The organism is Mesorhizobium sp. WSM4813 (genome assembly GCF_055811555.1).
On record NZ_JBVVQU010000036.1, the window covers coordinates 1 to 22,664 of the forward strand.

At 63.0% G+C, this 22,664-nt stretch carries 25 protein-coding genes; 5 read left to right on the plus strand and 20 right to left on the minus strand.

Annotation, left to right across the window (positions count from 1 at the left end):
* Nucleotides 1-277: 277 nt before the first annotated feature.
* From ftsH to ybgC, 9 genes are all read right to left on the minus strand, one after another.
* Nucleotides 278-2,206 (minus strand): ATP-dependent zinc metalloprotease FtsH, encoded by a 1,929-nt coding sequence (ftsH, locus tag AC0L25_RS20550; RefSeq protein WP_065011263.1) that lies wholly within the window; start codon nucleotides 2,204-2,206, stop codon nucleotides 278-280.
* A 123-nt stretch (nucleotides 2,207-2,329) separates the two neighbouring features.
* Nucleotides 2,330-3,718, minus strand: coding sequence for a tRNA lysidine(34) synthetase TilS (gene tilS / locus AC0L25_RS20555; protein ID WP_473597203.1), 1,389 nt, complete (start codon nucleotides 3,716-3,718; stop codon nucleotides 2,330-2,332).
* Nucleotides 3,719-3,773: 55 nt separating this feature from the next.
* Entirely contained in the window at nucleotides 3,774-4,886 is a 1,113-nt protein-coding gene (gene ybgF / locus AC0L25_RS20560) for a tol-pal system protein YbgF (protein ID WP_473597204.1), read from the minus strand.
* A gap of 189 nt (nucleotides 4,887-5,075) precedes the next feature.
* Complete coding sequence (pal, locus tag AC0L25_RS20565; protein ID WP_473597205.1) at nucleotides 5,076-5,582, minus strand: peptidoglycan-associated lipoprotein Pal; 507 nt, start codon at nucleotides 5,580-5,582, stop codon at nucleotides 5,076-5,078.
* A gap of 275 nt (nucleotides 5,583-5,857) precedes the next feature.
* Nucleotides 5,858-7,141, minus strand: coding sequence for a Tol-Pal system beta propeller repeat protein TolB (tolB, locus tag AC0L25_RS20570; RefSeq protein ID WP_240992820.1), 1,284 nt, complete (start codon nucleotides 7,139-7,141; stop codon nucleotides 5,858-5,860).
* Nucleotides 7,142-7,210: 69 nt separating this feature from the next.
* On the minus strand, nucleotides 7,211-8,368 hold the full coding sequence (locus AC0L25_RS20575; protein WP_473597206.1) for an energy transducer TonB family protein: 1,158 nt from the start codon (nucleotides 8,366-8,368) through the stop codon (nucleotides 7,211-7,213).
* A 7-nt stretch (nucleotides 8,369-8,375) separates the two neighbouring features.
* A complete protein-coding gene (gene tolR / locus AC0L25_RS20580; RefSeq protein ID WP_473597207.1) occupies nucleotides 8,376-8,834 on the minus strand; it encodes a protein TolR in 459 nt (152 codons plus the stop codon).
* Between the two features lie 9 nt (nucleotides 8,835-8,843).
* A complete protein-coding gene (gene tolQ / locus AC0L25_RS20585) occupies nucleotides 8,844-9,554 on the minus strand; it encodes a protein TolQ (protein WP_029348869.1) in 711 nt (236 codons plus the stop codon).
* A gap of 280 nt (nucleotides 9,555-9,834) precedes the next feature.
* Nucleotides 9,835-10,308, minus strand: a complete 474-nt coding sequence (gene ybgC / locus AC0L25_RS20590; RefSeq protein WP_473597208.1) for a tol-pal system-associated acyl-CoA thioesterase — start codon at nucleotides 10,306-10,308, stop codon at nucleotides 9,835-9,837.
* A gap of 132 nt (nucleotides 10,309-10,440) precedes the next feature.
* On the opposite strand from ybgC, the gene AC0L25_RS20595 reads away from it, so the two are divergent.
* A complete protein-coding gene (locus tag AC0L25_RS20595) occupies nucleotides 10,441-11,691 on the plus strand; it encodes a glycoside hydrolase family 5 protein (protein ID WP_473597209.1) in 1,251 nt (416 codons plus the stop codon).
* A gap of 6 nt (nucleotides 11,692-11,697) precedes the next feature.
* Here the strand turns inward: AC0L25_RS20595 and AC0L25_RS20600 are convergent, their stop codons facing one another.
* From AC0L25_RS20600 to AC0L25_RS20650, 11 genes are all read right to left on the minus strand, one after another.
* Nucleotides 11,698-12,606 carry a metallophosphoesterase gene (locus tag AC0L25_RS20600; RefSeq protein WP_473597210.1) on the minus strand — a complete coding sequence of 303 codons (909 nt, stop codon included), beginning with the start codon at nucleotides 12,604-12,606 and terminating at the stop codon, nucleotides 11,698-11,700.
* A 129-nt stretch (nucleotides 12,607-12,735) separates the two neighbouring features.
* Nucleotides 12,736-13,773, minus strand: coding sequence for a Holliday junction branch migration DNA helicase RuvB (ruvB, locus tag AC0L25_RS20605; RefSeq protein ID WP_027152903.1), 1,038 nt, complete (start codon nucleotides 13,771-13,773; stop codon nucleotides 12,736-12,738).
* Entirely contained in the window at nucleotides 13,770-14,048 is a 279-nt protein-coding gene (locus AC0L25_RS20610) for an AbrB/MazE/SpoVT family DNA-binding domain-containing protein (protein ID WP_473597211.1), read from the minus strand. The genes ruvB and AC0L25_RS20610 overlap by 4 nt, the downstream gene beginning before the upstream one ends.
* A gap of 40 nt (nucleotides 14,049-14,088) precedes the next feature.
* Nucleotides 14,089-14,709 carry a Holliday junction branch migration protein RuvA gene (gene ruvA, locus AC0L25_RS20615; protein WP_473597212.1) on the minus strand — a complete coding sequence of 207 codons (621 nt, stop codon included), beginning with the start codon at nucleotides 14,707-14,709 and terminating at the stop codon, nucleotides 14,089-14,091.
* 27 nt (nucleotides 14,710-14,736) lie between these two features.
* Nucleotides 14,737-15,156: a type II toxin-antitoxin system VapC family toxin gene (locus tag AC0L25_RS20620; RefSeq protein WP_473597213.1), complete on the minus strand. Its 420-nt coding sequence runs from the start codon at nucleotides 15,154-15,156 to the stop codon at nucleotides 14,737-14,739.
* Nucleotides 15,134-15,403 carry an AbrB/MazE/SpoVT family DNA-binding domain-containing protein gene (locus AC0L25_RS20625; RefSeq protein ID WP_352954827.1) on the minus strand — a complete coding sequence of 90 codons (270 nt, stop codon included), beginning with the start codon at nucleotides 15,401-15,403 and terminating at the stop codon, nucleotides 15,134-15,136. The genes AC0L25_RS20620 and AC0L25_RS20625 overlap by 23 nt, the downstream gene beginning before the upstream one ends.
* A gap of 160 nt (nucleotides 15,404-15,563) precedes the next feature.
* Nucleotides 15,564-16,073 (minus strand): crossover junction endodeoxyribonuclease RuvC, encoded by a 510-nt coding sequence (gene ruvC / locus AC0L25_RS20630; RefSeq protein ID WP_473597214.1) that lies wholly within the window; start codon nucleotides 16,071-16,073, stop codon nucleotides 15,564-15,566.
* A 75-nt stretch (nucleotides 16,074-16,148) separates the two neighbouring features.
* Nucleotides 16,149-16,679 (minus strand): protease adaptor protein RcdA, encoded by a 531-nt coding sequence (gene rcdA / locus AC0L25_RS20635; RefSeq protein ID WP_095495383.1) that lies wholly within the window; start codon nucleotides 16,677-16,679, stop codon nucleotides 16,149-16,151.
* A 379-nt stretch (nucleotides 16,680-17,058) separates the two neighbouring features.
* Nucleotides 17,059-17,463, minus strand: coding sequence for a hypothetical protein (locus tag AC0L25_RS20640; protein WP_352954824.1), 405 nt, complete (start codon nucleotides 17,461-17,463; stop codon nucleotides 17,059-17,061).
* Between the two features lie 256 nt (nucleotides 17,464-17,719).
* Entirely contained in the window at nucleotides 17,720-18,490 is a 771-nt protein-coding gene (locus AC0L25_RS20645) for a sulfite exporter TauE/SafE family protein (RefSeq protein WP_473597215.1), read from the minus strand.
* A gap of 113 nt (nucleotides 18,491-18,603) precedes the next feature.
* Nucleotides 18,604-19,062, minus strand: coding sequence for an Lrp/AsnC family transcriptional regulator (locus tag AC0L25_RS20650; protein ID WP_473597216.1), 459 nt, complete (start codon nucleotides 19,060-19,062; stop codon nucleotides 18,604-18,606).
* A 134-nt stretch (nucleotides 19,063-19,196) separates the two neighbouring features.
* Here AC0L25_RS20650 and AC0L25_RS20655 point away from each other — a divergent pair, with 134 nt between their 5' ends.
* The 4 genes from AC0L25_RS20655 to efp all read left to right on the plus strand — a co-directional run bounded on the left by AC0L25_RS20655 (nucleotide 19,197) and on the right by efp (nucleotide 22,656).
* Nucleotides 19,197-20,114: a DMT family transporter gene (locus AC0L25_RS20655; protein WP_473597217.1), complete on the plus strand. Its 918-nt coding sequence runs from the start codon at nucleotides 19,197-19,199 to the stop codon at nucleotides 20,112-20,114.
* A 134-nt stretch (nucleotides 20,115-20,248) separates the two neighbouring features.
* Nucleotides 20,249-20,896: a thiamine phosphate synthase gene (locus AC0L25_RS20660; RefSeq protein WP_473597218.1), complete on the plus strand. Its 648-nt coding sequence runs from the start codon at nucleotides 20,249-20,251 to the stop codon at nucleotides 20,894-20,896.
* Between the two features lie 46 nt (nucleotides 20,897-20,942).
* Nucleotides 20,943-21,929, plus strand: coding sequence for a tetratricopeptide repeat protein (locus AC0L25_RS20665; RefSeq protein ID WP_473597260.1), 987 nt, complete (start codon nucleotides 20,943-20,945; stop codon nucleotides 21,927-21,929).
* A 160-nt stretch (nucleotides 21,930-22,089) separates the two neighbouring features.
* Nucleotides 22,090-22,656 carry an elongation factor P gene (efp, locus tag AC0L25_RS20670; protein ID WP_473597219.1) on the plus strand — a complete coding sequence of 189 codons (567 nt, stop codon included), beginning with the start codon at nucleotides 22,090-22,092 and terminating at the stop codon, nucleotides 22,654-22,656.
* The last annotated feature ends 8 nt before the right edge of the window (nucleotides 22,657-22,664 follow it).

Below are 22,664 nucleotides of genomic sequence, written 5' to 3' on the forward strand. Positions count from 1 at the left end.
CCCCCGGTCGGGGGGGCGCGGCCCCCACCCCCCCCCCCCGCGCGGGCCCCGCCCCCCCCACCTCCCCCCCGCTTCGCGGTGGGCGAGGAACCCAGGTCTTGAGAGGTCGGCAGGACAGCGCGCCCTCGTAACTCAACATTTGCCGATTCCAGTTATCGGAGCGGATGCGATGTGGGGGTGAAAGGCTTTCGCGCCGCGATCGGCTGTCGGCAACCTCCTGAACAAAAAACGCCGCGGTCCAGCCGCGGCGTTCGAAATCAATCTCCTGGGCCGGCCCCTAGCTTGACGGCTGAGGCTCCATGCCGCCTTCGGGCTCCGGACCCTTCTTGCGGCGGCTGCCGGACTTCGGCACGGCCGAACCACGGCTCGGCGGCGTGTCGTCGCCGAGATCGCGGGCGGGCTTGTGGCCGGCGATCAGCTGCTTGATCTCCTCGCCGGACAACGTCTCGTATTCCAAAAGCCCCTGCGCCAGCGCGATCCATTCTTTCTTTTTCTTGGTCAAGATGGATTTCGCCGTCGAATAGGCCTCGTCGATCAGCCGGCGCACTTCGGCGTCGATGATCTGCGCCGTCTCTTCCGAGACGTTCTGCGTGCGCGCCACCGAATGGCCGAGGAAGACCTCTTCCTGGTTATCGCCATAGGCGACATGGCCGAGCTTGTCGGAGAAGCCCCAGCGCGTGACCATGGCGCGCGCCAGCTTGGTTGCCTGCTCGATGTCCGAGGAGGCACCCGAGGTGATGTTCTCCTTGCCGAACTTGAACTCCTCGGCGACGCGGCCACCCATCATGATGGCGAGGCGCGAGATCATGTATTTGTAGCTCATCGAATAGCGATCGCCTTCCGGCAGCTGCATGACCATGCCAAGCGCCCGGCCGCGCGGGATGATGGTCGCCTTGTGCAGCGGATCGGCCGACGGCACGTTCAGCGCCAGAATGGCGTGGCCGGCCTCGTGATAGGCGGTGAGTTCCTTCTCGGCCTGGGTCATGGCCGACGAGCGGCGCTCGGCGCCCATCATGATCTTGTCCTTGGCGTCCTCGAACTCGGCCATGGTGACAAGGCGCTTGTTACGCCGCGCCGCCATCAGGGCGGATTCATTGACCAGGTTCATCAGGTCGGCACCGGAAAAGCCCGGCGTGCCGCGTGCTATCACCTTGAGGTCGACATTGGGCGCCAGCGGCACGTTGCGCACATGCACCTTCAGGATCTTCTCGCGGCCGACGATGTCGGGGTTCGGCACCACCACCTGGCGGTCGAAACGGCCAGGCCTGAGCAGCGCCGGATCGAGTACGTCCGGCCGGTTGGTAGCGGCGATCAGGATGATGCTTTCGTTGGATTCGAAGCCGTCCATCTCGACCAGCAACTGGTTCAGCGTCTGCTCGCGTTCGTCGTTGCCGCCGCCGAGGCCGGCGCCGCGATGGCGGCCGACCGCGTCGATTTCGTCGATGAAGATGATGCAGGGCGCATTCTTCTTGGCCTGGTCGAACATGTCGCGGACGCGGCTGGCGCCGACACCGACGAACATCTCGACAAAGTCCGAGCCGGAAATGGTGAAGAACGGCACGTTGGCCTCACCGGCGACCGAGCGGGCAAGCAGCGTCTTGCCGGTCCCGGGAGGACCGACGAGCAGCACGCCGCGCGGGATCTTGCCGCCGAGCCGCTGGAACTTCTGCGGATCACGCAGGAATTCGACGATCTCTTCAAGATCTTGCTTGGCTTCGTCGACGCCGGCGACGTCCTGGAAGGTGACGCGACCATGCGCTTCGGTCAAAAGCTTGGCCTTCGACTTGCCGAAGCCCATGGCGCGGCCGGAGCCGGACTGCATCTGGCGCATGAAGAATATCCAGACGCCAAGGATGAGGATCATCGGCAGCCAGGAGATGAGATAGCCGAACAGCGAATTGGAACCGTCGGATTCGGGGCGCGCGTTGATGGTGACGTTCTTGTCCTGGAGTCTCGAAACCAGCGACGGATCACCCGGCGAATAGGTCTGGAAGCCGGTAGAGGTGTCGGTATAGGTGCCCGAGATGCGGGCACCCGCTATGGTCACTGTCTTGACCCGGCCAGCCGCGACATCCTGCAGGAACTGCGAATAAGGGACATCGCTCGCTGCCCCGCGCGTCTGCGGCGTCTGGAACAGATTGAAGAGAGCGATGAGCAGGACCGCTATGATCGCCCAGAGCGCGAGATTGCGATAATTCGGATTCATCAATTGTCCCGTGGGTGTCCGCTGGCGGACACGCGTCGTGAGAGGAAACTTGGGTCTAACATAGGGATGGCGCCTTCCCTTGCCAAGCAGAACAGCATGTCGCAGTTAAGCTTTCGCCCACGATCAACCGGCAGTGTGGCCGCTAAAAGGCGTGGCAGGAAGAAGCGGCGCGCCGATCAGCGCGGCGACAGTTCCGGCCGGCGCCAGGTCGAAGGACGGCAGGAAGCGGGCAAAGGGCGCAACGACCGGGCATAACGCCATTCCCGGCAAGCCCGGGCTGTCCTGCGCCGAACCAACGCATTCGCCAAGGTATTCGCCAAGAAGTTCACTTGCGCGCCACAGCACCGGCTCGGCCGCCAGAGCCGCGCGGACAAGGCTTGGCGGCGTGCCGTCTTCGGCAATTGCCTGTTTTACGGCACGAGCCGCGCCGAGCGGCGCGATCAAAAATGCACCTGGCTCGTCGCCCAATTTGATCCTCCGGCGGCCGTCCCAGAGGGCATTGTCCACGGCAGGAGCAGCGGGCGGCAGGTTGCGGGTTTCGCGACGCAGGAAGAGGCCGGTACGCCGTGCATCGACCACCGTCCGCGACAATGTGGCGCAAAACGGGGTGGCCCGCAGCCGATCGAGCAGCGCCTCGCTGCGAACCTGGTCGGGCAGAAAGGCAACGCCGCCGACAGTCGCCAGCAGGATGCGCAGCGCGTAGACGGCCGCCGCCTCGTCGCCGGCCGTCACGAAGCCCGGATCGAGACGGATAAGGCCGGCGGCGGGCCTGCTGGCAAAGCCGCGGATCAGCGTGGCGGCGCGATGGCCAAGCTGTTCGCGCTCCACCGCAGCCCGCGCGGCCAGCGCCACCGCGTCTTCCACGCGCTGCGCACCATTGCCGTCGGCAAGCGCTGCGCGGATACGCGGCCTCTCGAAAGCCTCGTCTTCATTGGTCGGGTCTTCGGCCCAGCCGACATTCGCGCGCTGCAGGACTTCGCGCAGCGCCGCCCGCCGTGTGCCGAGAAGCGGCCGTGCGATCCAGATCCGCCAGTCGTAAAGGGTTGCAGGCGCCATGCCGGCGAGACCTCGCCCATCTTCGCGTGCCCTATCCTCGCGTGCTTTCCGCATCAGCACGGTCTCGGCCTGGTCGTCGGCAGTGTGGCCGGTCAGGATCAGGCCCATACCTTCCGCCTGCGCTGCCTCGGCCAGCAGCCGGTAGCGTGCCTCTCGCGCGGCAGCTGGCAGGCCGGTCGACGGCTTGCGCCCGGACCAAACCAGGGTGCGGTGGGCAATGCCGCGCCCGACGCAAAACCTGGCCACGGCTTGCGCTTCCGCTGCCGAGCCCGGCCGCAGGCCGTGATCGATCGTCACAGCCAGCAATTTCGTTGCGGGCGCGGTACGGTCGAGGTGATCTTTGAGGAGAAGGAGAAGGGCGGTCGAGTCGCTGCCGCCGGACACGGCCGCAACAGCGCCGTTGGTAAAGTCGATCTGCGAAAAAACCGAAGGGTCAGGCTCGGTTTCGAGCGTCAATGCATGTCGCCCAAAAGTAGGCCCGGTTTTGGGGCAATGACATGCAAGAGAAAAACTAGCACGCCGCGAGCGCCCTTTCCTGCTTGACGCGTTCCTTGAGCGTGCCGGAAACGTTGGGATAGCGCTTGCCGATCTCGCCGAAAGTGGCGCAGGCCACGTCGCGCTGATTCAATCCGACCAGCGAGACACCGAGCTTCAGCAGCATGTCGGGAGCCTTCTTGGCCTTCGGATAGTCCTTGCTGGCGGCGAGGAAAGTCTCGGCCGCGTCGCGGTATTTCTGCTGGCCGAGCAGCGACTCACCCAGCCAGTAATGCGCGTCCGCCGCCTTGGCGTCCTTGGGGAAGCGGGCGATGTGGTCGCGAAAACCCTGTTCGGCAGTGCTGTAGTCGCCCGACAGGATGAATTGGTAGGAGTTGCGGTAAAGCTCCTCTGGGTCGTCGGTGGCGGGCAGCGCCGCGACCACCGTATCGTCGGACTTGCCGGCCTGCGTGCCAGCGGCTTGGTCGCCGGGGGCTTGGTCGCTGGTGGCAGGGGCGGTGTTCTGCGCCGGTGCATGTGCCTGGGTGTTGCCGTCGGCGTCGATCACATTGCCGTTCTTGTCGACGGTGATGGTGCCGAACGTCTTCGGCGGCGTGCCCGGGATCACAGTGCCGGGTTCGCCCGTCGGCGATTCGACGATGACCTCCCCGATCTGGTCGCCGGCTGGCGGTGTGCCCGCATCGGCCGGCGCGTGCGTCGCCGGAGCCTCGGCGACGCTGCTGTCGGTGTTGGTGGTGGCGTCCGACTTCTTCTGCTCGGCCGGTTGCTGCGCGCCTTGCGAACCGCCTTCCAGCTGCTGGAAGCGGAACTCGTTGTCTTCCTGCTGCTTGCGGATCTGTTCCTGCATCTGCAGCACCTGGAAGTTGAGCTCCTCAATCTTGCCATTCATCTGGCGGAGTTGTTCCTCCAGCGCCGTAGTGCCGGTGCCATCCTGGGCGAATTGAACCTGATCCGGTTTCTTTCTTTCACCGAAAACGCCGGGCAGCTTGATGGTCGGCAACTGGAAGGAAAAGCCGCCTTTCGGCGGTTGTGGCTCATTGCCGCTTGCCCCCGTACCGCCAGCAAGTGCGGCGACGCTTGATACGAGCAGCAGCGCAAGCGTGCCGCTCAAGACCGATCTGAAATGCATGTGCCTCTCGCCGTAAAATTGTTAGCCTGTTGCGTGCCTTCCGATCGTAGTGGGACCGTCAGGCGCTTCGGCTCTTAGCAGGACGCAGGAACTTCGGCCAAATTTTGTTTCAAGTCCCATATACGGGCGCCCGACATGAAAAAGGCGGCCGCGGCCGCCTTTCGCACATATATGTTGCATTTTTGCCGATCAAGAACCGGCGCCGCTGATCGTGGTGACGGCGCGGCGGTTCTGCGACCAGCAGGAGATGTCGTCGCAAACCGCGACCGGACGCTCCTTGCCGTAGGAAATGGTCTTCAGGCGCTGGCCGGAAACACCTCTGGCGACGAGGAAGTCGCGGGTGGCGGCGGCACGGCGGGCGCCGAGCGCCAGATTGTATTCGCGCGTGCCGCGCTCGTCGGCATGGCCTTCGATGACGATGGCATACTGCCTATACTGGTTCAGCCATTGCGCCTGGCGCGAAAGCGTCGTCTGCGCGTCGGCGCGGATTGAGGACGAATCCGTATCGAAGAAGATGCGGTCGCCGATGTTGACGGTGAAGTCCTGGGCCGATCCGGGCGTTGCCGCCCCGGCGCCGCTGAGACCGAGATCGGCGGCGCTGTTCGGGGTCTTCTTCGAGGCGCAACCGGCGATGGCGAGCGATGCCACCAGCGCGATCATCACCGGGTTTCTGGTAAGTGCTGCGATACGGTCCATGCCGCCTCTCCTTCGCAATTCGAGTGATTTCGTTGATCGTCCAGTAACCACGTTTGGGTTAACCGGCGCTCAAGAAACACGGTTAAAATTTGGTTTCGGCTGCCGTCCGCAGCCGTTTTGCCAGGCGCCGCCCGACGGGTCCACAATGTGCGCGGACCGTAGGCGGAAATGCGGCTAAAACGCGACCAAGCGGTGAAAGGAGTGAATTGAAGAGCTGAGGAATCCCGTTTTCTCCATCTCTTCAATTCTTCAATTCTTCAATTCTCCAATTCCTCTCACTCGAGCAGCGGCGACCAGGCCGGGTCCGACGCGAAATTCGCGGTCGGGATCGACTGTTCGTTGCGGCCGGTGAGATCGACCGAAACGAGTTTCGGCCCGCCGGCTGAATCGCGGAAGAACATCAGCACCCGCCCGTTGGGCGCCCAGGTCGGCCCCTCCTGCTGGAAGCCGGTCGAAAGGATGCGCTCGCCCGAACCGTCGACGCGCATGACGCCGATCTGGAATTCGCCGGCAGTCTGCTTGGTGAAGGCGATGAGATCGCCGCGCGGCGACCACACCGGCGTCGAATAGACGCCGTCGCCGAAGGAGATGCGGGTCTGGCCCGAACCGTCGGCGCCCATCACATAGATCTGCGCGCGGCCGCCGCGGTCGGAGGTGAACACAACCTTGCTGCCATCCGGCGAATAGGACGGCGAGGTGTCGATGGCCGTCGAATTGGTGAGCCTGGTCGTCGAGCGGCTTCTCAGATCCATGGCGAAGATGTTGGAATTGCCGTCGTCGCGCAGCAGGCTCATGATCACCTTCTGGCCGTCGGGCGAGAAGCGCGGTGCAAAGGTCATGCCGGGAAAGTCGCCGACCAGTTCACGCTGCCCTGTCTCGATCTGCAGCAGATAGACCTTCGGCTGGCCGCTTTCATAGGACATGTAGGTGATTTCCTGCCGGTTTGGCGAGAAACGCGGGGTCAGCACGATCGACCTGCCATCCGACAGATAGCGGACGTTGGCGCCGTCCTGGTCCATGATCGCGAGGCGCTTCTTGCGCGCGTTCTTTGCGCCCGATTCGTCGATGAAAACGACGCGCGTGTCGAAATAGCCCTTCTCGCCGGTCAGCCGCTCATAGATCGCGTCGGCGATGATATGGGCGACGCGCCTTGTGTTGGCGTCGTTGGCGAAGAACTGCTCGCCCGACATCTGCTGGCCGGCAAAGGTGTCCCACAGCCTGTACTGGGCGCGGACGCGGCCATCGGCCTCCTTGCTGACGCTGCCGGTGACCAGCGCCTGGGCATTGATCACCTTCCAGTCCTCGAAGCGGGGGGTGGCATCCGGATTGGAGATCTTTTCAATGAAGGCGCTCTTGTCGATCGGCGCGAACAGGCCCGAGCGTTTCAGGTCGGCGCTGACGATGCCGGAAATCTCCGCGCCCAACGCATCTCCGCCCTGGAAATCGGTGATGGCAATCGGCAGCGGCTCGACATTGCCTTTGTTGACGTTGAGTTCAACGAGCGCCCGCGCCGGCAAGGTGGCGGCGGCAGTCATGCCCAGCGCCATCGCTACGATCATCAGGAGCGGCTTGAGGATGGATTTCATGTCTTCTCGCTTCTCTTCAATGATTCTACGGGGGCGCCAGGCCTAAAGGCCCAGCATCTCCCTCGGATCGAAAGTGACCCGGACGTCGGCCCAGATGTCTTGTTTGCCCGCGGGAACCTGCAGGCCGGCCACATCGCATTTCTGAACCGCGCGCACGGCACTTTCGTCGAACGGGCGGTTTCCGCTCGACTGTTCAACGGATGGCCGTCCGTCCAGCTTGCCGGAGGCGTCGAGGTTGAACCGGACGACGACGACGAAATTCTCGGAACCCTCGAGCCCTACCGGCAGGGTCCAGCAACCACCAAGCTGAGCCTCCAACGCCCCCTGCTCCGACCTTGAAAGCTTTTGGCCCTGATTCTTGTCCCCGCCGAGCGATGCCTGCTGGGTCGAACGCTTGGCGCCGCCGCCGGACGGCTTTCGCTTGTCGAGCAAAGCGGAAATCTCGTCGGCGTTGAACTGCTTGTCTTCCGATTTCGGCTTGGACGAGGCCTCCTTGACCGGCTTGTCGGCGTCCTTGCGCTCCGGCGCCTTGGCGCTTTCGGCCTGGGCCGGCTGCGGCTTCGGCCGCGCCTGCGGGGCAGGCGCAGAGTCCGGAAGCTGCGTCGTCACGGTGGGCGGTTCCTTGGCAATCGCTTCGGCGACGGCGTCGGGTTTGACCTCAGGCTGCGGGTCGATGGCGGCGGTCTTGTCCTGCGGCGGCGTCGGCGCCGGTTCCTTGGCTGGTGTCGGTTTTGGCTCCGCCTGCTTGACCGGCTCGGGCTTGACCTCTTCCTTCGGCTGCGGGACCGGTGCGACCTCTGTCGCCGGAACAGGCTTGGGCTGCTCCTTCGGCTTCGGCACGTCCTCAGGCTTCGGCTTCTCTTTTGGCGTCGGCGCGGGCGGCGGCGCCTCAGCCTTATCGACTGGCTGGGGCTTGGGATCCGGCGTCGGCGGCTTGTCGGTATCGACGCTGTTGTCGCCGACCGTCTGGGCGTCGGCCACGATGTCCGGGCGCTGGGTCGGCAATGGCGCCGGCTTTTCACTCACCGCAGCTTTCTTGTCGCCTTTCTGTATTTGCGCGATCGCCTCCATCGGCACGATTTCGACCGCCAGCGACTCGGCATCGGACGCCGGCAATGCAGCCGGCGCCGACAGCGTGAACAGGCCGAAGCCGATCACGACCGCATGCAAGATCACCGATGTGGTGAGGCCGGTCCTCATCTTGCGTCTACTGATCCTGTTCCTGAAGTGAAACCAGGCCGATATTCTTGTATCCGGCGGCCGAGATGCGGGCCATCACCTTCATGGCGGTGCCATAATCCGTCGCCTTGTCACCCCTGATGAAGATGCGCTCGTCGTAGCCGGTCTTCGAGATCGCCTGCAGCTTCGCCACCAGTTCGTCGATCGGGATCTCAGTTTCCTGCAGGTAAATCTGGCCGGCCGGGTTGATGGAGACGGTTATAGGCTGCGTATCGGCGTTCATCGCCTTGGCCTGTGTGTCCGGCAGGTCGATCGGCACGCCGACCGTCAGCAATGGCGCCGCGACCATGAAGATGATCAGCAGCACCAGCATCACGTCGACCATCGGCGTGACGTTGATTTCCGATATCATCGCGTGATGGCGGCCGCGCCGCCTGTGGCCGCGACCACCGCGTCCTCCGCCACCCGCGCCTACAGACATTCCCATGATTGTCCCTCAGGTCTTCTGCGCGACTTTTTCATCGATTTGGCGCGAGAGTATGGCGGAGAACTCGTCCGCGAACCCTTCCATGCGCACGGCGATCTTGCTCGCGTCCGACGACAGCTTGTTGTAGGCGATGACGGCGGGAATGGCCGCGAGCAGGCCTATTGCCGTGGCCAGCAGCGCTTCGGCAATGCCGGGTGCGACCACCGACAGGCTGGTATTCTTGGATGCGGCGATCGCTTGGAACGAGGTCATGATGCCGATCACGGTGCCGAACAGGCCGATGAAGGGCGCCGCCGAGCCGGTGGTGGCGAGAAAGCCAAGCCGTCCTTCCAGCTTTTCCATTTCGCGGGTCAGCGCTAGGTCCATCGCCTTGTCGATGCGGGTCTGCAGGCCAAGCGGCGATTTCGCACCCTTCTCGAAGCTCTTCTTCCATTCGCGCATGGCGGCGACGAAGATGGCGCCCATGCCGGTCGTTTTGCGGTCGGCGAGCGTGCGGTAGAGTTCCTCCAGCGACTGCCCGGACCAGAATACCTGTTCGAAGCGATTGAGCGCGAGCCGCATGCGGCCATAGGCGACGAGCTTGTCGACGATGATCGCCCAGGTCCAGATCGAGGCGCAGAGCAGCCCGATCATGACCAGCTTGACCACCCAGCCGGCCTGCATGAACAGCGCCCAAATCGACAAATGCGCGCCCGGTTCGGCGAGTGCGATATTTTCCATGGTTACGTCCTTAAGAATTTTCCGGGCACGGCTGGCGGCTGGCCCATGGGCATCCCTTATGATCCGTTCGCGCAAAGCTTGCGGAATAACCCAAAATGCACCGTTGGCGGCCTTTTCGGGGCAAATCTTGGTGAAAGGAAGGCGCTGGATTCCTCCAATCTTCACCACTCTCTTCATGAACCGTTATGGTTAAGGATCGGTTAGGATGTACCGGCGCGGCGCATTGCCGCGCCTTGAGCGAGTCGCGTGGGACCGTCAGCGAATTATTGACGTCGGTAACCTACTGATTTGCCTCGGGCATGAAGGCAGCGATCCATTCCTTAGGAAAACGCCTTGGCCGGCCGTTCTCGCCGATGATCGCCGCCTCGACCCGCGCCTCGACCAGCACCTCGCTGCCGCGCTTCAGCTGCTGCGCCATGAAGATGCGGGCGCCCGAAATGTCCTCGGTGCGCGTCTCTATGGTCAAGATGTCGTCCATACGAGCGGATCCGCGGAAGTTGATCTCCATGCGCCGCACCACCCAGACTATTCTTTCGCCGTGCTTGCCCTCGGCGAGCTCGGTGTGATGGACGCCGGCAAGCCTGAGATAGTCGGAACGGCCGCGCTCGAAGAATTCGAGATAGCGCGCGTGATAGACGACGCCGGAGAAATCGGTGTCGGCATAATAGACCCGCGCCATCAGCCGGTGGCCGAATTCCGTCAGAGCGCCGGAAAGCCCAGCGCAGAGCGCCGCCGATTCACCATGATCGTCCATTGCGCTTTCCTTTTCGGGACTGACCGGGCACCTAAAGCGTGACGCGCTTTAGGCAGTTGTTTCAGTGCGGTCGTTGTCCCAAAACCGCTACACATTTTTGGGCGACACGCATTAGTTTGGCGCAAGAACCCGATGGCACTGTTGACGGCGATGATCAAGACCTTGATGGCGGCGCTGCTTGTGTTGACCGCGCTGGTGCTGCCGGGCCAGGCGGCGAGCTTTTCGGTGAAGCGCGGCCTCAATCTCGACCAATGGACGACATGGCCGGGCGAGGACAAGTGGGGCGACCGGCACGCGATACTGCCCTATCCGGAATGGCGCAAGTTCCTCAACGACGACGACCTTAAGGCGCTGAAGAGCGCCGGCTTCGATTTCCTGCGCATGCCGGTCGACCCGTCGCCGCTCCTGTCCGGCGAGACGCTGGCGCTGCGCGACGATCTCTATGCCAGCGTGCTGGACTCGGTGCGCATGGTCAATCGCGCCGGGCTGAAGGTGATCGTCGACATGCACCTGATCCCCAGCGGCAGCAGCCGCAAGATCGGCATGGGAGAGGTGATGAACGACCCGAAAACCTTCGAAGCCTATGTCGAAATGGTGCGCAAGATGGCGCGCACGCTGGCCGATGAGGATCCGCGCCAAGTCGCTTTCGAGCCGATGAACGAGCCGGTTGTCGACTGTGACGCCGATGGCACCGGCCTCTGGCCGGAGCGCCAGCAGAGACTGTTCGCGGCGGCGCGTTCGTCGGCCACCAAGCTCACCCTGATCCTGACCGGCGCCTGCTATTCCAGTGCGGCATCGCTGGCAAAGATCGATCCGAAGGCGATCCCGGACGACAACATCATCTGGACCTTTCACTCCTACGACCCGTTCCTGCTGACCCATCAGGGCGCGACCTGGGCCGGCGATTTCATTCCCTATGTGACCGGCCTGCCCTATCCGTTCAGCGCGGTCCCCCGTGCCCAGCTGGAGGTTACGCTCGATACGATCCGCGCAAGGATCAAGGCCGAGGCGCCATGGACGCGACAGAGCGGGCTGCTCGCCTATCTCGACGAACAGGTCGCCGGCATGGACTCGGACGAGAAGCTACTCCGACTGATGGATGCGCCGTTCACCAGGGTCGAAGCTTGGGCAAAGGCCAACGGCATCAAGCCGGAGAACATCACGCTCGGCGAATTCGGCATGATCCGCCAGGAATACGGCAATGCCCATGTGATGCCGGCCGAATACCGCGCCGCCTATGTCAGGGACATGATCGCGCGCGCAGAAGCCCATGGCTTCTCGTGGTCGGTCTGGAGCTATGGCGGCGCCTTCGGCATCGTCCAGGCGTTTGATGGCGACAAGGCCGAGCCGGATGTTATGGACGCGATCAAGTCACTTCATTGAAGCGGTTCAGGCGGAACCCAGTTCGATCGAAAGAATCTCTGGGCGCATCCCAAAACGCACCGGCAGGATGCTAAAACCGAGCCCTCCGGAGACGATCAGGTTGCGGTTTTGCTCGACGATGTGGCCATAGGCAAAACGGTTGCCGAAGCGGGACGGCACGACCGGAGAATAGCCGAGCAACCGCAACTGTCCGCCATGGGTATGACCGGAAAGCGTCAACGATACCCGGGACGGGACCTTCGGGAATATGTCCGGCTCATGCGCCAGCAGGATAACGGGAGCCTTGTCGGGCACCTTTGCCAGCGTGCCATGCAGGTCGTCCAGTCCTTTGAATCTGCTGCGGCCCCAGGCCTTGCCCGGCCGCAGCGCAAGTTGGTCCGCAAGTCCGGCGACCCAGAAGCCATGCCCGTCTTTTTCCAGGCGCACCGAATCGTTTTCCAGGACCGGGATGCCGGCACTTTCGAGCGCCCGGCGCGCCACCGTCGGTCCAAACCCGGCCTTCTGCGCGGAAAGGTCCTCCCACCAGTCGTGGTTGCCAAGGATCGACCACACGCCGAGCGGCGCCTTCAGGCCGGACAACGCCGGCGCCCATTCGGAGGAACCCACCCAGTCCGAAACCAGGCGTGTGCCGGCTGCATAGTCGCCAAGCAGGACAATCAGATCCGGCTGCAGGCTGTTCGCCCGTTCGGCAAGCGACCTGATCCGCTCCGGCGTCATCCATGGCCGGCAAGCATGAATATCGGCGAGAGCGACAACGCGAAGCCGCAATCCTGCAGGCCAGTTTGGCGGCGTCAATGAATAGCGCTTTACATGCGTCAGCAGCATCGGCTCGAGGCCAACCGCATAAGCGCTGAGCGACACGGCCGACAAGAACGAACCGCCGATGAGGCGCAGGAAGCCACGCCTGGTGATCATTGCTCGACCCCGTCGTTTGTGGAACCGACGGTCCCCACAGCGAAGCTGTTAGAGCCCGCAAATGCGCCGGCAAGCTGACCAGGATTAGGAGATTTTGCGCAGGAGTGAAGCCGCAAGGCGGCGCGGACGCTACTCTTCCTGGAACAGGCTGATCTGCTGCTGCGCCAGGTCCTTCGGCGCATCGAGGCCGAGATGCCGCCAGGCATTGGCGGTCAGCACGCGGCCGCGCGGTGTGCGCTGAATAAAACCCTGCTGGATCAGATAGGGCTCGATGATGTCCTCTATGGCGTCGCGCGGCTCGGAAAGCCCTGCCGCGATCGTCTCGATGCCGACCGGCCCGCCGCCAAAATTCCGCGCGATCATCGAGAGGTAGCGGCGGTCGAGCGCGTCGAGGCCGAGCGCATCGACCTCCAGCCGCGTCAGCGCTTCGTCGGCGATCTGCCGGTCGACATGACCGTCGCCGGCGACGGAGGCAAAATCGCGCACGCGGCGCAACAGCCGGCCGGCGATGCGCGGCGTGCCGCGCGCGCGTCGCGCGATCTCCAGCGCGCCGTCGTCGCCGAGCGGCATGGCAAGAATGCGGGCACCGCGCCGCACGATCTGCTCCAGTTCCTCGACGGAGTAGAAATTGAGACGGACCGGGATGCCGAAGCGATCGCGCAGCGGGTTGGTCAAAAGGCCGAGCCGGGTGGTGGCGGCGACCAGGGTGAAGCGGGCAAGATCGATCTTGACCGAGCGCGCCGCCGGCCCTTCGCCGATGATGAGGTCGAGCTGGAAATCCTCCATCGCCGGATAGAGAATTTCCTCGACCGCCGGGTTGAGCCGGTGGATCTCGTCGATGAACAGCACGTCGCGGTCTTCGAGATTGGTGAGCAGGGCCGCCAGATCACCGGCCTTGGCGATGACCGGACCGGAGGTCGAGCGGAAATTGACGCCGAGCTCGCGCGCCATGATCTGCGCCAAGGTCGTCTTCCCGAGGCCGGGCGGGCCGACGAACAGCACGTGGTCGAGCGCCTCGCTGCGGCCCTTGGCGGCCTCGATGAACACTTTAAGATTGGCCCGCACCGCCGCCTGGCCGACAAAATCGCCGAGCGTCTGCGGCCGCAAGGTTTGCTCGGCATCCTCGCCGCGCTTGTCGGGAGCAATGAGGCGTGGCGAAAGGCTCATGCGGCGCGCCCACTTCCATCGCGATCACCAGCGACATGGCGACCGACGGCATCCCCGACCGCGGCGTCGATTTCCTCCAGTGTGGCGAGACCGCCGGGCGGATCGCCCAGAAATCCAGCGAGGTCGGCAAATCCGAGATTGCGCGGCGTTCCTATCAGGAGACCATCCACGACCGTCCACGCAATCGTATCGCCTGCCTTGAGCGACAACTCGTCCCGGACTTTCTTTGGAATCGAAAGCTGCCCCCTGGGGGTCAAGCCCGCATATCCGCCCATGCTCTTGTTCCTAGTCGGAATTTAGTTCTCGGGCAACGTCTCACCGCGCCAGCTCCTTCAGCCCGAAGCGGATCAGCTTCGATGCATCCGCATCCTGGCCGGCGCTTTTCAGCGCCGCCGCCACCGCATTGGCGGCGATGTCGCGCGAATAGCCGAGATTGACCAGCGCCGAGACGGCGTCGGTGATCGGCGCCGGTGCGACGCCTTCGCCGAGTTCCTGCTTCAGGCCGATGGTGCCGGAGGCAGCGCCCGCATAGGCTGGCGCCTTGTTCTTCAGTTCGGTGACGATGCGCTCGGCCACCTTCTTGCCGACGCCCGGCGCGCGGCTGACCATGGCAATATCACGGAGCGCGATGGCATTGGCGAGATCGGCCGGCGCCAGCGTCGAGAGAATAGCCAGCGCCACCTTGGCGCCGACGCCCTGCACATTGCTCATCAGCAGCCGGAACCATTCGCGCTCCAGCACCGACTGGAAACCGTAGAGCCGCAGCATGTCCTCGCGCACATAGGTCTCGATGAACAGCACCACCGCCTCGCCGGGTGCCGGCAACGCGGCAAGCGTACGCACCGAGCAGTGGGCGACATAGCCGACGCCGTGCACGTCGACGATGCAGAAATCCTCGTCGATTTCGTCCAGCGTGCCTTTAAGCTTGCCGATCATGCCAAAGCTCTCATGTGTACAAAGCCCTCATGGATAGGTTTCCGGAGACATGATGTCGAGGTCCGGGAAGTAGCTGCGATAGCGCGCGGCATCGCGTGTCAGCAAACGATGTCCAGCAACAACGGCATGGGCTGCAATGAAGAAATCCGGCAGGGTTCGTTCGCGGACCCCGCCAGCGCGGCGATAGCGGGAATGCGTTACACCGGCGAGGAATGCCGCTTCCCATGGCAAGAGTTCGCGATCCATCTTGAGCGTTTCGACTGCTTTACGAAGTGCCGGCCCCGTCGCTATCAGCGGCGCCAGTTCGGACCAGACGATCGTGTTGATAACGAGAGCGCCATCGCGCCGGCATGCGGTGATCGCCGATACCGACCACTTCGCCTCCCGCCTGGCAGGACCCCAAACATCGATCAGGACATTTGTGTCAATCAATGTCGAGATCTTCACGTGGACCCCTCAGCCACTCCATATATTCATCCGTCGTCATGCCTCCCAGATCCAACGTACCGGCCATATGATCGAGCAGCTGGCTGAACCTACGGGAAGCCTCTTCTTCGGAAATATTTTCGTTGACCGCAACGACGCGGACGCCGTCGTCGGCAGGCAAGAACTCCACCTCCGAGCCTGGGCCGATACCCAGGCGATCCCGTATCTCTTTCGGGATCGTCACCTGTCCTTTGGTTGTCACCCGCATGGTAATACCTCGCAGGTATTACTTATTGCTGAGCCAAGAACAAGTCAAGAACAAACTTATCGCATCGGCGCGAAAATCGGAAACGATTTTCGGAAAGCACGATGCGTGCATTCAAAGGTGCTAGACGGTACTTTGTGCGTCCACATGGACGCACGTCGCTCTAGACCAGCGCCGCCATCCTATAGGCAACGCTCTGCCGGTGATGCGCGTGGCAGATGGCAATGGCCAGCGCGTCGGCGGCATCGTCGGTGTCGAAAGTCGCCTTCGGCATCAGCACCTTGACCATCATGTGGATTTGCTTCTTGTCGCCATGACCGACGCCGATCACCGCTTTCTTGATGGCGTTGGGCGCATATTCGGCAACGACCAAGCCGGCCAGCGCCGGCACCAGCATGGCGATGCCGCGCGCCTGGCCGAGCTTGAGCGTCGCTACTGCATCCTTGTTGACAAAAGTCTGCTCGACCGCCGCCTCGTGCGGCATAGCGGTATGCAGTATCTCGGCGAGCCCATCATGCAACTGGCAAAGCCGCGTCGCCAGCGCCGCCTTGTCGTCGGAACGCACGGTGCCGGAGGCGACGAAGCGCAGTGAATTGCCGAGGCTCTCGACGATGCCCCAGCCGGTGCGCCTCAGCCCCGGATCGATGCCGATGATGCGAATCGTTTCCCCCATCCGCCAAGTCTACCCTTGGCGGACAGCGATGCCAGCGAAATGTGAACAAACCAGAAACGAAGAAGCGATTGCCTATCAGCCGCGGGCGAAAGCCGTGTTGAGCAGCGTGATCTGGTCGGAAACCGGATTGACGCGGCGGCCGGATGGCGAAACGTCGGCCACGGCGCTGCCGTAGATCTCCTCGTCCATGCGGCGCACCAGCGCCTGCAGGCGCAGCGAGCGGTTGACGAGGTCAAGAAAATCCTTGGGCAGTTCGACCCAGCCTGCGGCATCGTTATTGGCGGAAGCGGTATCGAGACGCACCTTGGATTTTTCGGATGCAACCTGATCGCGGGTCATCTCTCCGGAATTGGCCGCGCGCTGCAAAAGCAGCCAGGAGGCGACCTGCATCAGCCTCGTGGTCAGCCGCATCGATTCGGCGGCATAGAGCGTCGCCGCCAGCCTGGACAGTTTCTTCGCTTCGGCCCGGCCCTTGCCGTCCAGATATTCGGCCGCCTGCTCGACCAGACCCATGCCTTCCTGGTACAGCGGCTTGAAGGATTGGGAGAAAACCCGGCGCTCCGCCAGCTTGATGGTCTTCGCGCTTCCCTTCGAAGAGTCGTTCATCGATACGCCCTGCACTTGCCTTACAGCCGGCCGAATCGGCGTCATCGCCGTCACGTCCTGCACCCTATATGACCGAGGCTTGAAAATGCGCTTCCGGGCGGGTGAAGGCAAGCACATGTTTAACAAACGGTTAACGGCGGCGCAGACACCCAGGCAATCCGGATTGCGGGCAAAAAAAGAGCCGCGGATAAGGCGGCTCTCAGGAGTTTAACAGGGAGGCGTCAAACAAAGTGGCTCCAACCACTCGGTAAGAATCCAGATCACTGGATGCACATAGTAAACGCCTGTAAAGCTTAATGAAGCCTTAACGACGCGGATATTTTTTGAACAAGCGTCGCCCGCCTGTGCCGTAACAGCACATGCTCAAACCCTTTGGAACTCAGGCCTTTTGCGCCTCAGGAAGCCGCTCGGCTTTCCAAACCACCGGCAGTGCGATGTAGGCAAACAGCAGCAATCCCGCGTAAAAGCCCATGGAGGACGTTGCCACCAGCGGCTCGATCGCCGGATTGCCGGCAAGCATGATGTAAAGGCCGATCAACAGGCCGATGCCACTGATTGCCGTCAACCAGAAATGGACGGTGGCAAGCCTCTTTTCCGCGACTGCCGGAAACAGATGGTAGAAGAAGGCGAACACCGCTGACATCAGCCATCCGGCCACCATGATGTGCGCGTGGGTCGGCATCTGCGCATGGTCCTGGCTGATCGCCATCTGAAGGCCGAGCGCCATCCCGAACATCGCGTAGATGACGGCCAGCGTGAAGAAATTTCGTGCTACCTTTTGCATAGTAATCCCCCGATTTGCCTTTTCCCGTCATGGGAATGGGTTGAATTCAGGCGGTCGACCCGCCACCGGGTCCCCGGCATCGGCGCATTAGCATCGGCAATGTTTCTGGACGATGTCGCGTGGTGCCCGACCCTTCCCGGCGCTGTCAGAAATAGCAGAAAAAAGCGCGACGCGCTTGCGCAATCGTTGAACGATGCCGGTGCCGAGCGCCGCCCGAAATCTGCCGTGAATCTGATGGCAGCTCGGCCACGGCGATCTAGAGAAGGCCGGCGATCCCGTCCCACAGAAGCTTGACCGCGACGACCGCCACGGTCGCGTAGGTGAAGGGGTAGAACAGTTCCGGCCGCATCCGCCGCACCAGCCAGGCGCCGGCGATGGTCGAAAGCGGCGCCAGCGGTACCAGAACCGCCGACGCGGTCAGGTTGGTGGTGTCGAACTGTCCCAGCGCAAAATAGGGGATGAGCTTCAATGCGTTGGTGGCGGCAAAGAAGATTGCGGCGGTGCCCGACAGCACTTTCGGGTCGAGCCGGATCGGAAGCGCATAGACCTGAAAGGGCGGGCCGCCGACATGGGCGACGAAGCTGGTGAAGCCGGCGACCGTCCCCCAGAAGGCTGCAGCCGCGCGGTTGGGCTCGGCTGAGTGGCTCGCACCGTGCCGCATCTGTAAATAGACCCAGCGAAGCACGAAGATAATGGCCACCGCGCCGACGATCAGCCGCACCATTTCCGCCGTCACCAGCGCCGCGGTCAGCCAGCCAAGGCCGATGCCGATCACCGCCCCTGGCATCATGTCTGCAAGCATCTTGCGGTCGTAGACACCCCACCATGTCCACACCGAGACGATGTCCATCAGGCACAGTATAGGTAGCAGGATGGCGGCGGCCTGCACCGGCGGCATGGCCAGCGCCATCAGCGGCACGCCGAGGAAGCCGACCGCACCGCCAAAGCCGCCCTTGGACAGACCGACCAGGATGACGGCTGGAATGGCGGCGGCATAGAACCACGGATCGAGCAGCAGACCTGACATCGGCGGGGAGCAGTTGGAGGGAAAGCGTGTAGACGCTGGAATAGCCGATAAACTTTCGCGCCGCGACTGCAAATGTGCACACACACGCTGTGCGTCGTGAGCGCTGAGGCCTGTCACGTTTTTGAGATGGCGGTTGCGCCGAGCGGCGGCGGGCGCCTGCGGATCGGCTGCGCCTTGATGATGGCTGTGCTCGTTTCGGCCTTGTCGGCGATACGGTCGAGGAGTTTGTCGAGATCGCCGATCGAACGCACGAACAACCGGGCAACAAAGCAGTCGTCGCCCGTCACCTTGTCGCATTCGCCAAACTCCGGGATCTCCTCGATCAGCTTCTGGACGATATGCAGCTTGCCCGGCAAGGGCCGGATGCGAACGATCGCCTGCAGCGAATAGCCGAGCGCTTGCGGGTCGATCTCGACGGTGAAGGCCCGGATGACGCCGCGATCCTCGAGACGCCGAAGCCGCTCCGAAACGCTTGGCGACGACAACCCGACCTGCTGGGCCAGTTCCTTCAACGAGGTTCGTGAATCCCGGATCAAGATTTCGAGAAGGCGTTGGTCCAGATCGTCCAGCATTTAACATTCCCAGGAAGAAGGCCGTCATCACCTTATTTAATTAGGTATTACTAGCATACCACCTAGCGCAAATTATGGAAAGGGCTGGTGCCGCATGGGATTATCAACCATCAGGGTCTCGAGAGGTACTCTTCATGGACAGCACGGTGCGCGGCACGATCGAAATGACGGCGGCAATGGCGATCCTCGGCACGATCGGATGGTTCGTCGTCATGTCGGGCGAGCCGATCATGGACGTCGTCTTCTGGCGCTGCGCCTTCGGCGCGATAACATTGCTGATCATCTGCGCCGCGCTCGGGCTGCTGCGCGGCAGGCTGTCACTGCGCATCGTGGCAATTGCGGCCCTTGGCGGCGCGGCCATCGTCGTCAACTGGCTGCTGCTGTTCAGCTCGTTTTCCCGCGCCTCGATCTCGATCGCCACGGCAGTCTACAACACGCAGCCCTTCATGCTGGTCGGCTTTGGCGCGCTCTTCTTTTCAGAGCGGCTGACCATGACAAAGCTGGCCTGGCTTGGCATCGCCTTCGCCGGCATGCTGCTGATCGTGCAGGCCTCACCTGAGGTAAGCCCCAATACAGGTAGTGTTGGCACGGATTATTTTACCGGTATCGCGATGGCGCTGGGTGCAGCTTTCTTCTGGGCCGTCGCCGCCATCGTCACCAAGAAGCTCAGAGGCACGCCACCGCACCTGATCGCCCTGATCCAGGTCAGCGTCGGCGTCGTCATGCTGGCACCCTTCGCCAACTTTGCCCATCTTCCCGCCGATGCGTGGAGCTGGAGCATGCTGGCGACGCTTGGTGTCGTCCATACCGGTCTGATGTACATCCTGATGTACGGCGCCATTCAGAAGCTGCCAACGCATCTGCAGGGGTCGCTGTCCTTTATCTACCCTGTGGTCGCGATCCTGGTCGATGTCGTCGCCTTCGGCCATCGGCTGCATCCGGCCCAGATCGTCGGCGCCGCCGCCATCCTGGTCGCCGCCGCCCGCATGAATCTTGGCTGGACACTGTGGAAATCGAAGGTCCCAGCCGAGAGCACTCAGGCGATCAAGTGAAGCAAGAACGTCGCCGGACGACAATCATGCGCCAATGATCCTGCCCCGCCCGCCTGTTCAAGGCCGGCACTTTGCTCTATGCCGCAATGCAACCATCTTCGCCCGGCATAGGCGAAAACCGGGATCGAAAACCAATGAACGACGCAACGCCTCCAAATCGCTGCCGCATCGTGCTGATCGCGCCGCCCGGCGTGCCGGCTGAGCGCATCGGCGCGGCGTTCGAGGGCGGCGACGTCGCCTCGCTCATCCTGCCCGAAAACGGCATGGACGAGGCCTCCTTCCAGGCGTTCGCCGAACAGATCGTGCCGGCGGCGCAAGCGGCAGGCGTTGCCGTCGTCATTGCCGGCGACACCCGCATCGCCGGCCGCGTCCAGGCCGATGGCATCCATGTCGAGGTCGGCAAGGCCGAACTCGCCGAGACGATCGAACGCTTCCAGGCAAAAATGATGGTCGGCACCGGCGGCGCCAAGACCCGCGACGATGCGCTGGAACTCGGCGAGCTCAGGCCCGACTACATCTTCTTCGGCCGCTTCGGCTACGACAACAAGCCGGAGCCGCACCCGCGCAACCTGTCGCTGGGGCAATGGTGGGCGGATGTGATCCAGATCCCTTGCATCGTCATGGCCGGGTCCGACATCGCTTCGGTCGAAGCGGTGGCTGCCACCGGCGCCGAATTCGTGGCGCTGTCGAGCGCCGTGTTTGCCGACGGCGTCGACCCGAAGATGGCAGTCGTCAGCGCCAACGCGCTGCTCGACGAAACCGCGCCGCGTTTCGAGGACTGACGTGCCGGCGCGGACAATCCTTTTCAGTGCTTTGCTTGCGGCGCTCATGGTGCAGGCCGCAGTGGCGGAAACCGTCCCGTTGCCGCAATCCAAGCCCGATATCGGTGCAGACACGGACAAGCCGATCGCCATGCCGCTGCCGCAGCCCGCCACCACGGCGCCCCTGCCATCGGCCGACGCCATCAATCCCGACCGCTTCGGTGCCAAGCCTTCCGATTCTGCCTATGGCGCCTTCCAGCGCGGCCTTTACAAGACGGCCTACAACCTCGCTTTGGTTCGCGCCCAGAACGGCGATCCGGCGGCGCAGACATTGATCGCCGAGATATTGTCGCGCGGCCTTGGCGTGCCGGTCAATGCGGCAGAGGCAGCGAAGTGGTATGCGCTTGCCGCCGAGCAGGGCATACCGGAATCGCAGTTCCAATATGCGCTGATGCTGCTCGACGGCCGCTACGTCAAGAAGGACGAAAAGGGGGCCTACGCGCTGATGCAGGCCGCCGCCGAGGCCGGCAACCGTCTGGCGCAGTTCAATTTCGCGCAGCTGCTGGTGCAACAGGACCCCGGCGATGCCGGCATCGCAAAGGCCGTGTCCTACTATCAGCGCGCCGCCGCGACCGGCCTTGCCGACGCGCAATATGCTATGGCGCAGGTCTATGCCAATGGCGTCGGCGGCAAGCCGCGCGACGATGTCCAGGCGCGAGGCTTGCTGGCGCAGGCAGCACGGCAGAACTACGATACGGCGCAGATCGATCTCGCCTCCTGGATGATCGAAGGACGTGGTGGCGCCCGCGACCTGAAGTCCGGCTTCGGCTGGATGAAACAGGCCGCCGAGGGCGGCAATGTCGCCGCCCAGAACCGCCTCGCCAAGCTTTACATGAGCGGCATCGGCACCGATCCGGATCCGATCCTTGCCGGCGCCTGGTATGTCGTCGCACGCCGCGCCGGGCTGATCGATCCGCAGATGGACGATTTTCTGCAGGGCCTGACCGACGACCAGACGAAGCAGGCGCTGCAGAAGGCCAACCGCCTGCCGTAAAGCGCCGCGGACGGTGAATTATCTGGCAGCGGATGCTGACGAGGGGATAGCTCCGCCCCCGTTCCCCTCCTGTCCACTCCCTTGCCTCTCCTGGCGATTTGTGGTCTTGGAGGCGCCAAATCGCTTTCACGGCGAAAATCTCATTCCGGATCACATCAGCATGGCCAAGATCAATGGCAACGAAATCCGTCCCGGCAACGTCATCGAGCATGATGGCGGCCTGTGGGTGGCGGTCAGAACCAACGCTGTCAAGCCCGGCAAGGGCGGCGCCTACAACCAGGTCGAGCTGAAGAACCTGATCAACGGCACTAAGCTCAACGAGCGTTTCCGCTCCGCCGAAACCGTCGAACAGATCCGGCTGGAGATGAAAGATTTCTCCTACCTCTATGAGCAGGGCGAAGCGCTGGTGTTCATGGACACCGAAAGCTACGAGCAGCTTGAACTGCAAAAGGATTTCGTCGGCGATCGCGCCGCCTTCCTGCAGGACGGCATGATGGTGACGGTGCAGCTCTATGATGAAAGGCCGATCGGCATTTCACTGCCCGACCAGGTGACGCTGACCATCACCGAGGCCGATCCGGTGGTGAAGGGTCAAACGGCCGCTTCATCCTATAAGCCGGCGATACTGGAGAACGGCATCCGCGTGCTGGTGCCGCCCTTCATCGGTTCGGGCGAACTTATCATCGTCGACACCAACGAAATCACTTACGTGCGCCGCGCCGACTAAGGCATGAT

Coding starts and splice junctions, on each gene's coding strand:
- ybgC (WP_473597208.1), bottom strand. CDS start 10,308: ATGGACGATCATGGTGAATCGGCGGCGCTCTGCGCTGGGCTTTCCGGC.
- efp (WP_473597219.1), top strand. CDS start 22,090: ATGGCCAAGATCAATGGCAACGAAATCCGTCCCGGCAACGTCATCGAG.
- ruvC (WP_473597214.1), bottom strand. CDS start 16,073: ATGGGGGAAACGATTCGCATCATCGGCATCGATCCGGGGCTGAGGCGC.
- AC0L25_RS20595 (WP_473597209.1), top strand. CDS start 10,441: ATGGCACTGTTGACGGCGATGATCAAGACCTTGATGGCGGCGCTGCTT.
- AC0L25_RS20610 (WP_473597211.1), bottom strand. CDS start 14,048: ATGGGCGGATATGCGGGCTTGACCCCCAGGGGGCAGCTTTCGATTCCA.
- ftsH (WP_065011263.1), bottom strand. CDS start 2,206: ATGAATCCGAATTATCGCAATCTCGCGCTCTGGGCGATCATAGCGGTC.
- AC0L25_RS20640 (WP_352954824.1), bottom strand. CDS start 17,463: ATGCAAAAGGTAGCACGAAATTTCTTCACGCTGGCCGTCATCTACGCG.
- pal (WP_473597205.1), bottom strand. CDS start 5,582: ATGGACCGTATCGCAGCACTTACCAGAAACCCGGTGATGATCGCGCTG.
- AC0L25_RS20645 (WP_473597215.1), bottom strand. CDS start 18,490: ATGTCAGGTCTGCTGCTCGATCCGTGGTTCTATGCCGCCGCCATTCCA.
- AC0L25_RS20655 (WP_473597217.1), top strand. CDS start 19,197: ATGGACAGCACGGTGCGCGGCACGATCGAAATGACGGCGGCAATGGCG.
- ruvB (WP_027152903.1), bottom strand. CDS start 13,773: ATGAGCCTTTCGCCACGCCTCATTGCTCCCGACAAGCGCGGCGAGGAT.
- ybgF (WP_473597204.1), bottom strand. CDS start 4,886: ATGCATTTCAGATCGGTCTTGAGCGGCACGCTTGCGCTGCTGCTCGTA.
- AC0L25_RS20660 (WP_473597218.1), top strand. CDS start 20,249: ATGAACGACGCAACGCCTCCAAATCGCTGCCGCATCGTGCTGATCGCG.
- AC0L25_RS20600 (WP_473597210.1), bottom strand. CDS start 12,606: ATGATCACCAGGCGTGGCTTCCTGCGCCTCATCGGCGGTTCGTTCTTG.
- AC0L25_RS20625 (WP_352954827.1), bottom strand. CDS start 15,403: ATGCGGGTGACAACCAAAGGACAGGTGACGATCCCGAAAGAGATACGG.
- tolR (WP_473597207.1), bottom strand. CDS start 8,834: ATGGGAATGTCTGTAGGCGCGGGTGGCGGAGGACGCGGTGGTCGCGGC.
- AC0L25_RS20575 (WP_473597206.1), bottom strand. CDS start 8,368: ATGAGGACCGGCCTCACCACATCGGTGATCTTGCATGCGGTCGTGATC.
- tolB (WP_240992820.1), bottom strand. CDS start 7,141: ATGATCGTAGCGATGGCGCTGGGCATGACTGCCGCCGCCACCTTGCCG.
- AC0L25_RS20665 (WP_473597260.1), top strand. CDS start 20,943: ATGGTGCAGGCCGCAGTGGCGGAAACCGTCCCGTTGCCGCAATCCAAG.
- ruvA (WP_473597212.1), bottom strand. CDS start 14,709: ATGATCGGCAAGCTTAAAGGCACGCTGGACGAAATCGACGAGGATTTC.
- tolQ (WP_029348869.1), bottom strand. CDS start 9,554: ATGGAAAATATCGCACTCGCCGAACCGGGCGCGCATTTGTCGATTTGG.
- rcdA (WP_095495383.1), bottom strand. CDS start 16,679: ATGAACGACTCTTCGAAGGGAAGCGCGAAGACCATCAAGCTGGCGGAG.
- AC0L25_RS20650 (WP_473597216.1), bottom strand. CDS start 19,062: ATGCTGGACGATCTGGACCAACGCCTTCTCGAAATCTTGATCCGGGAT.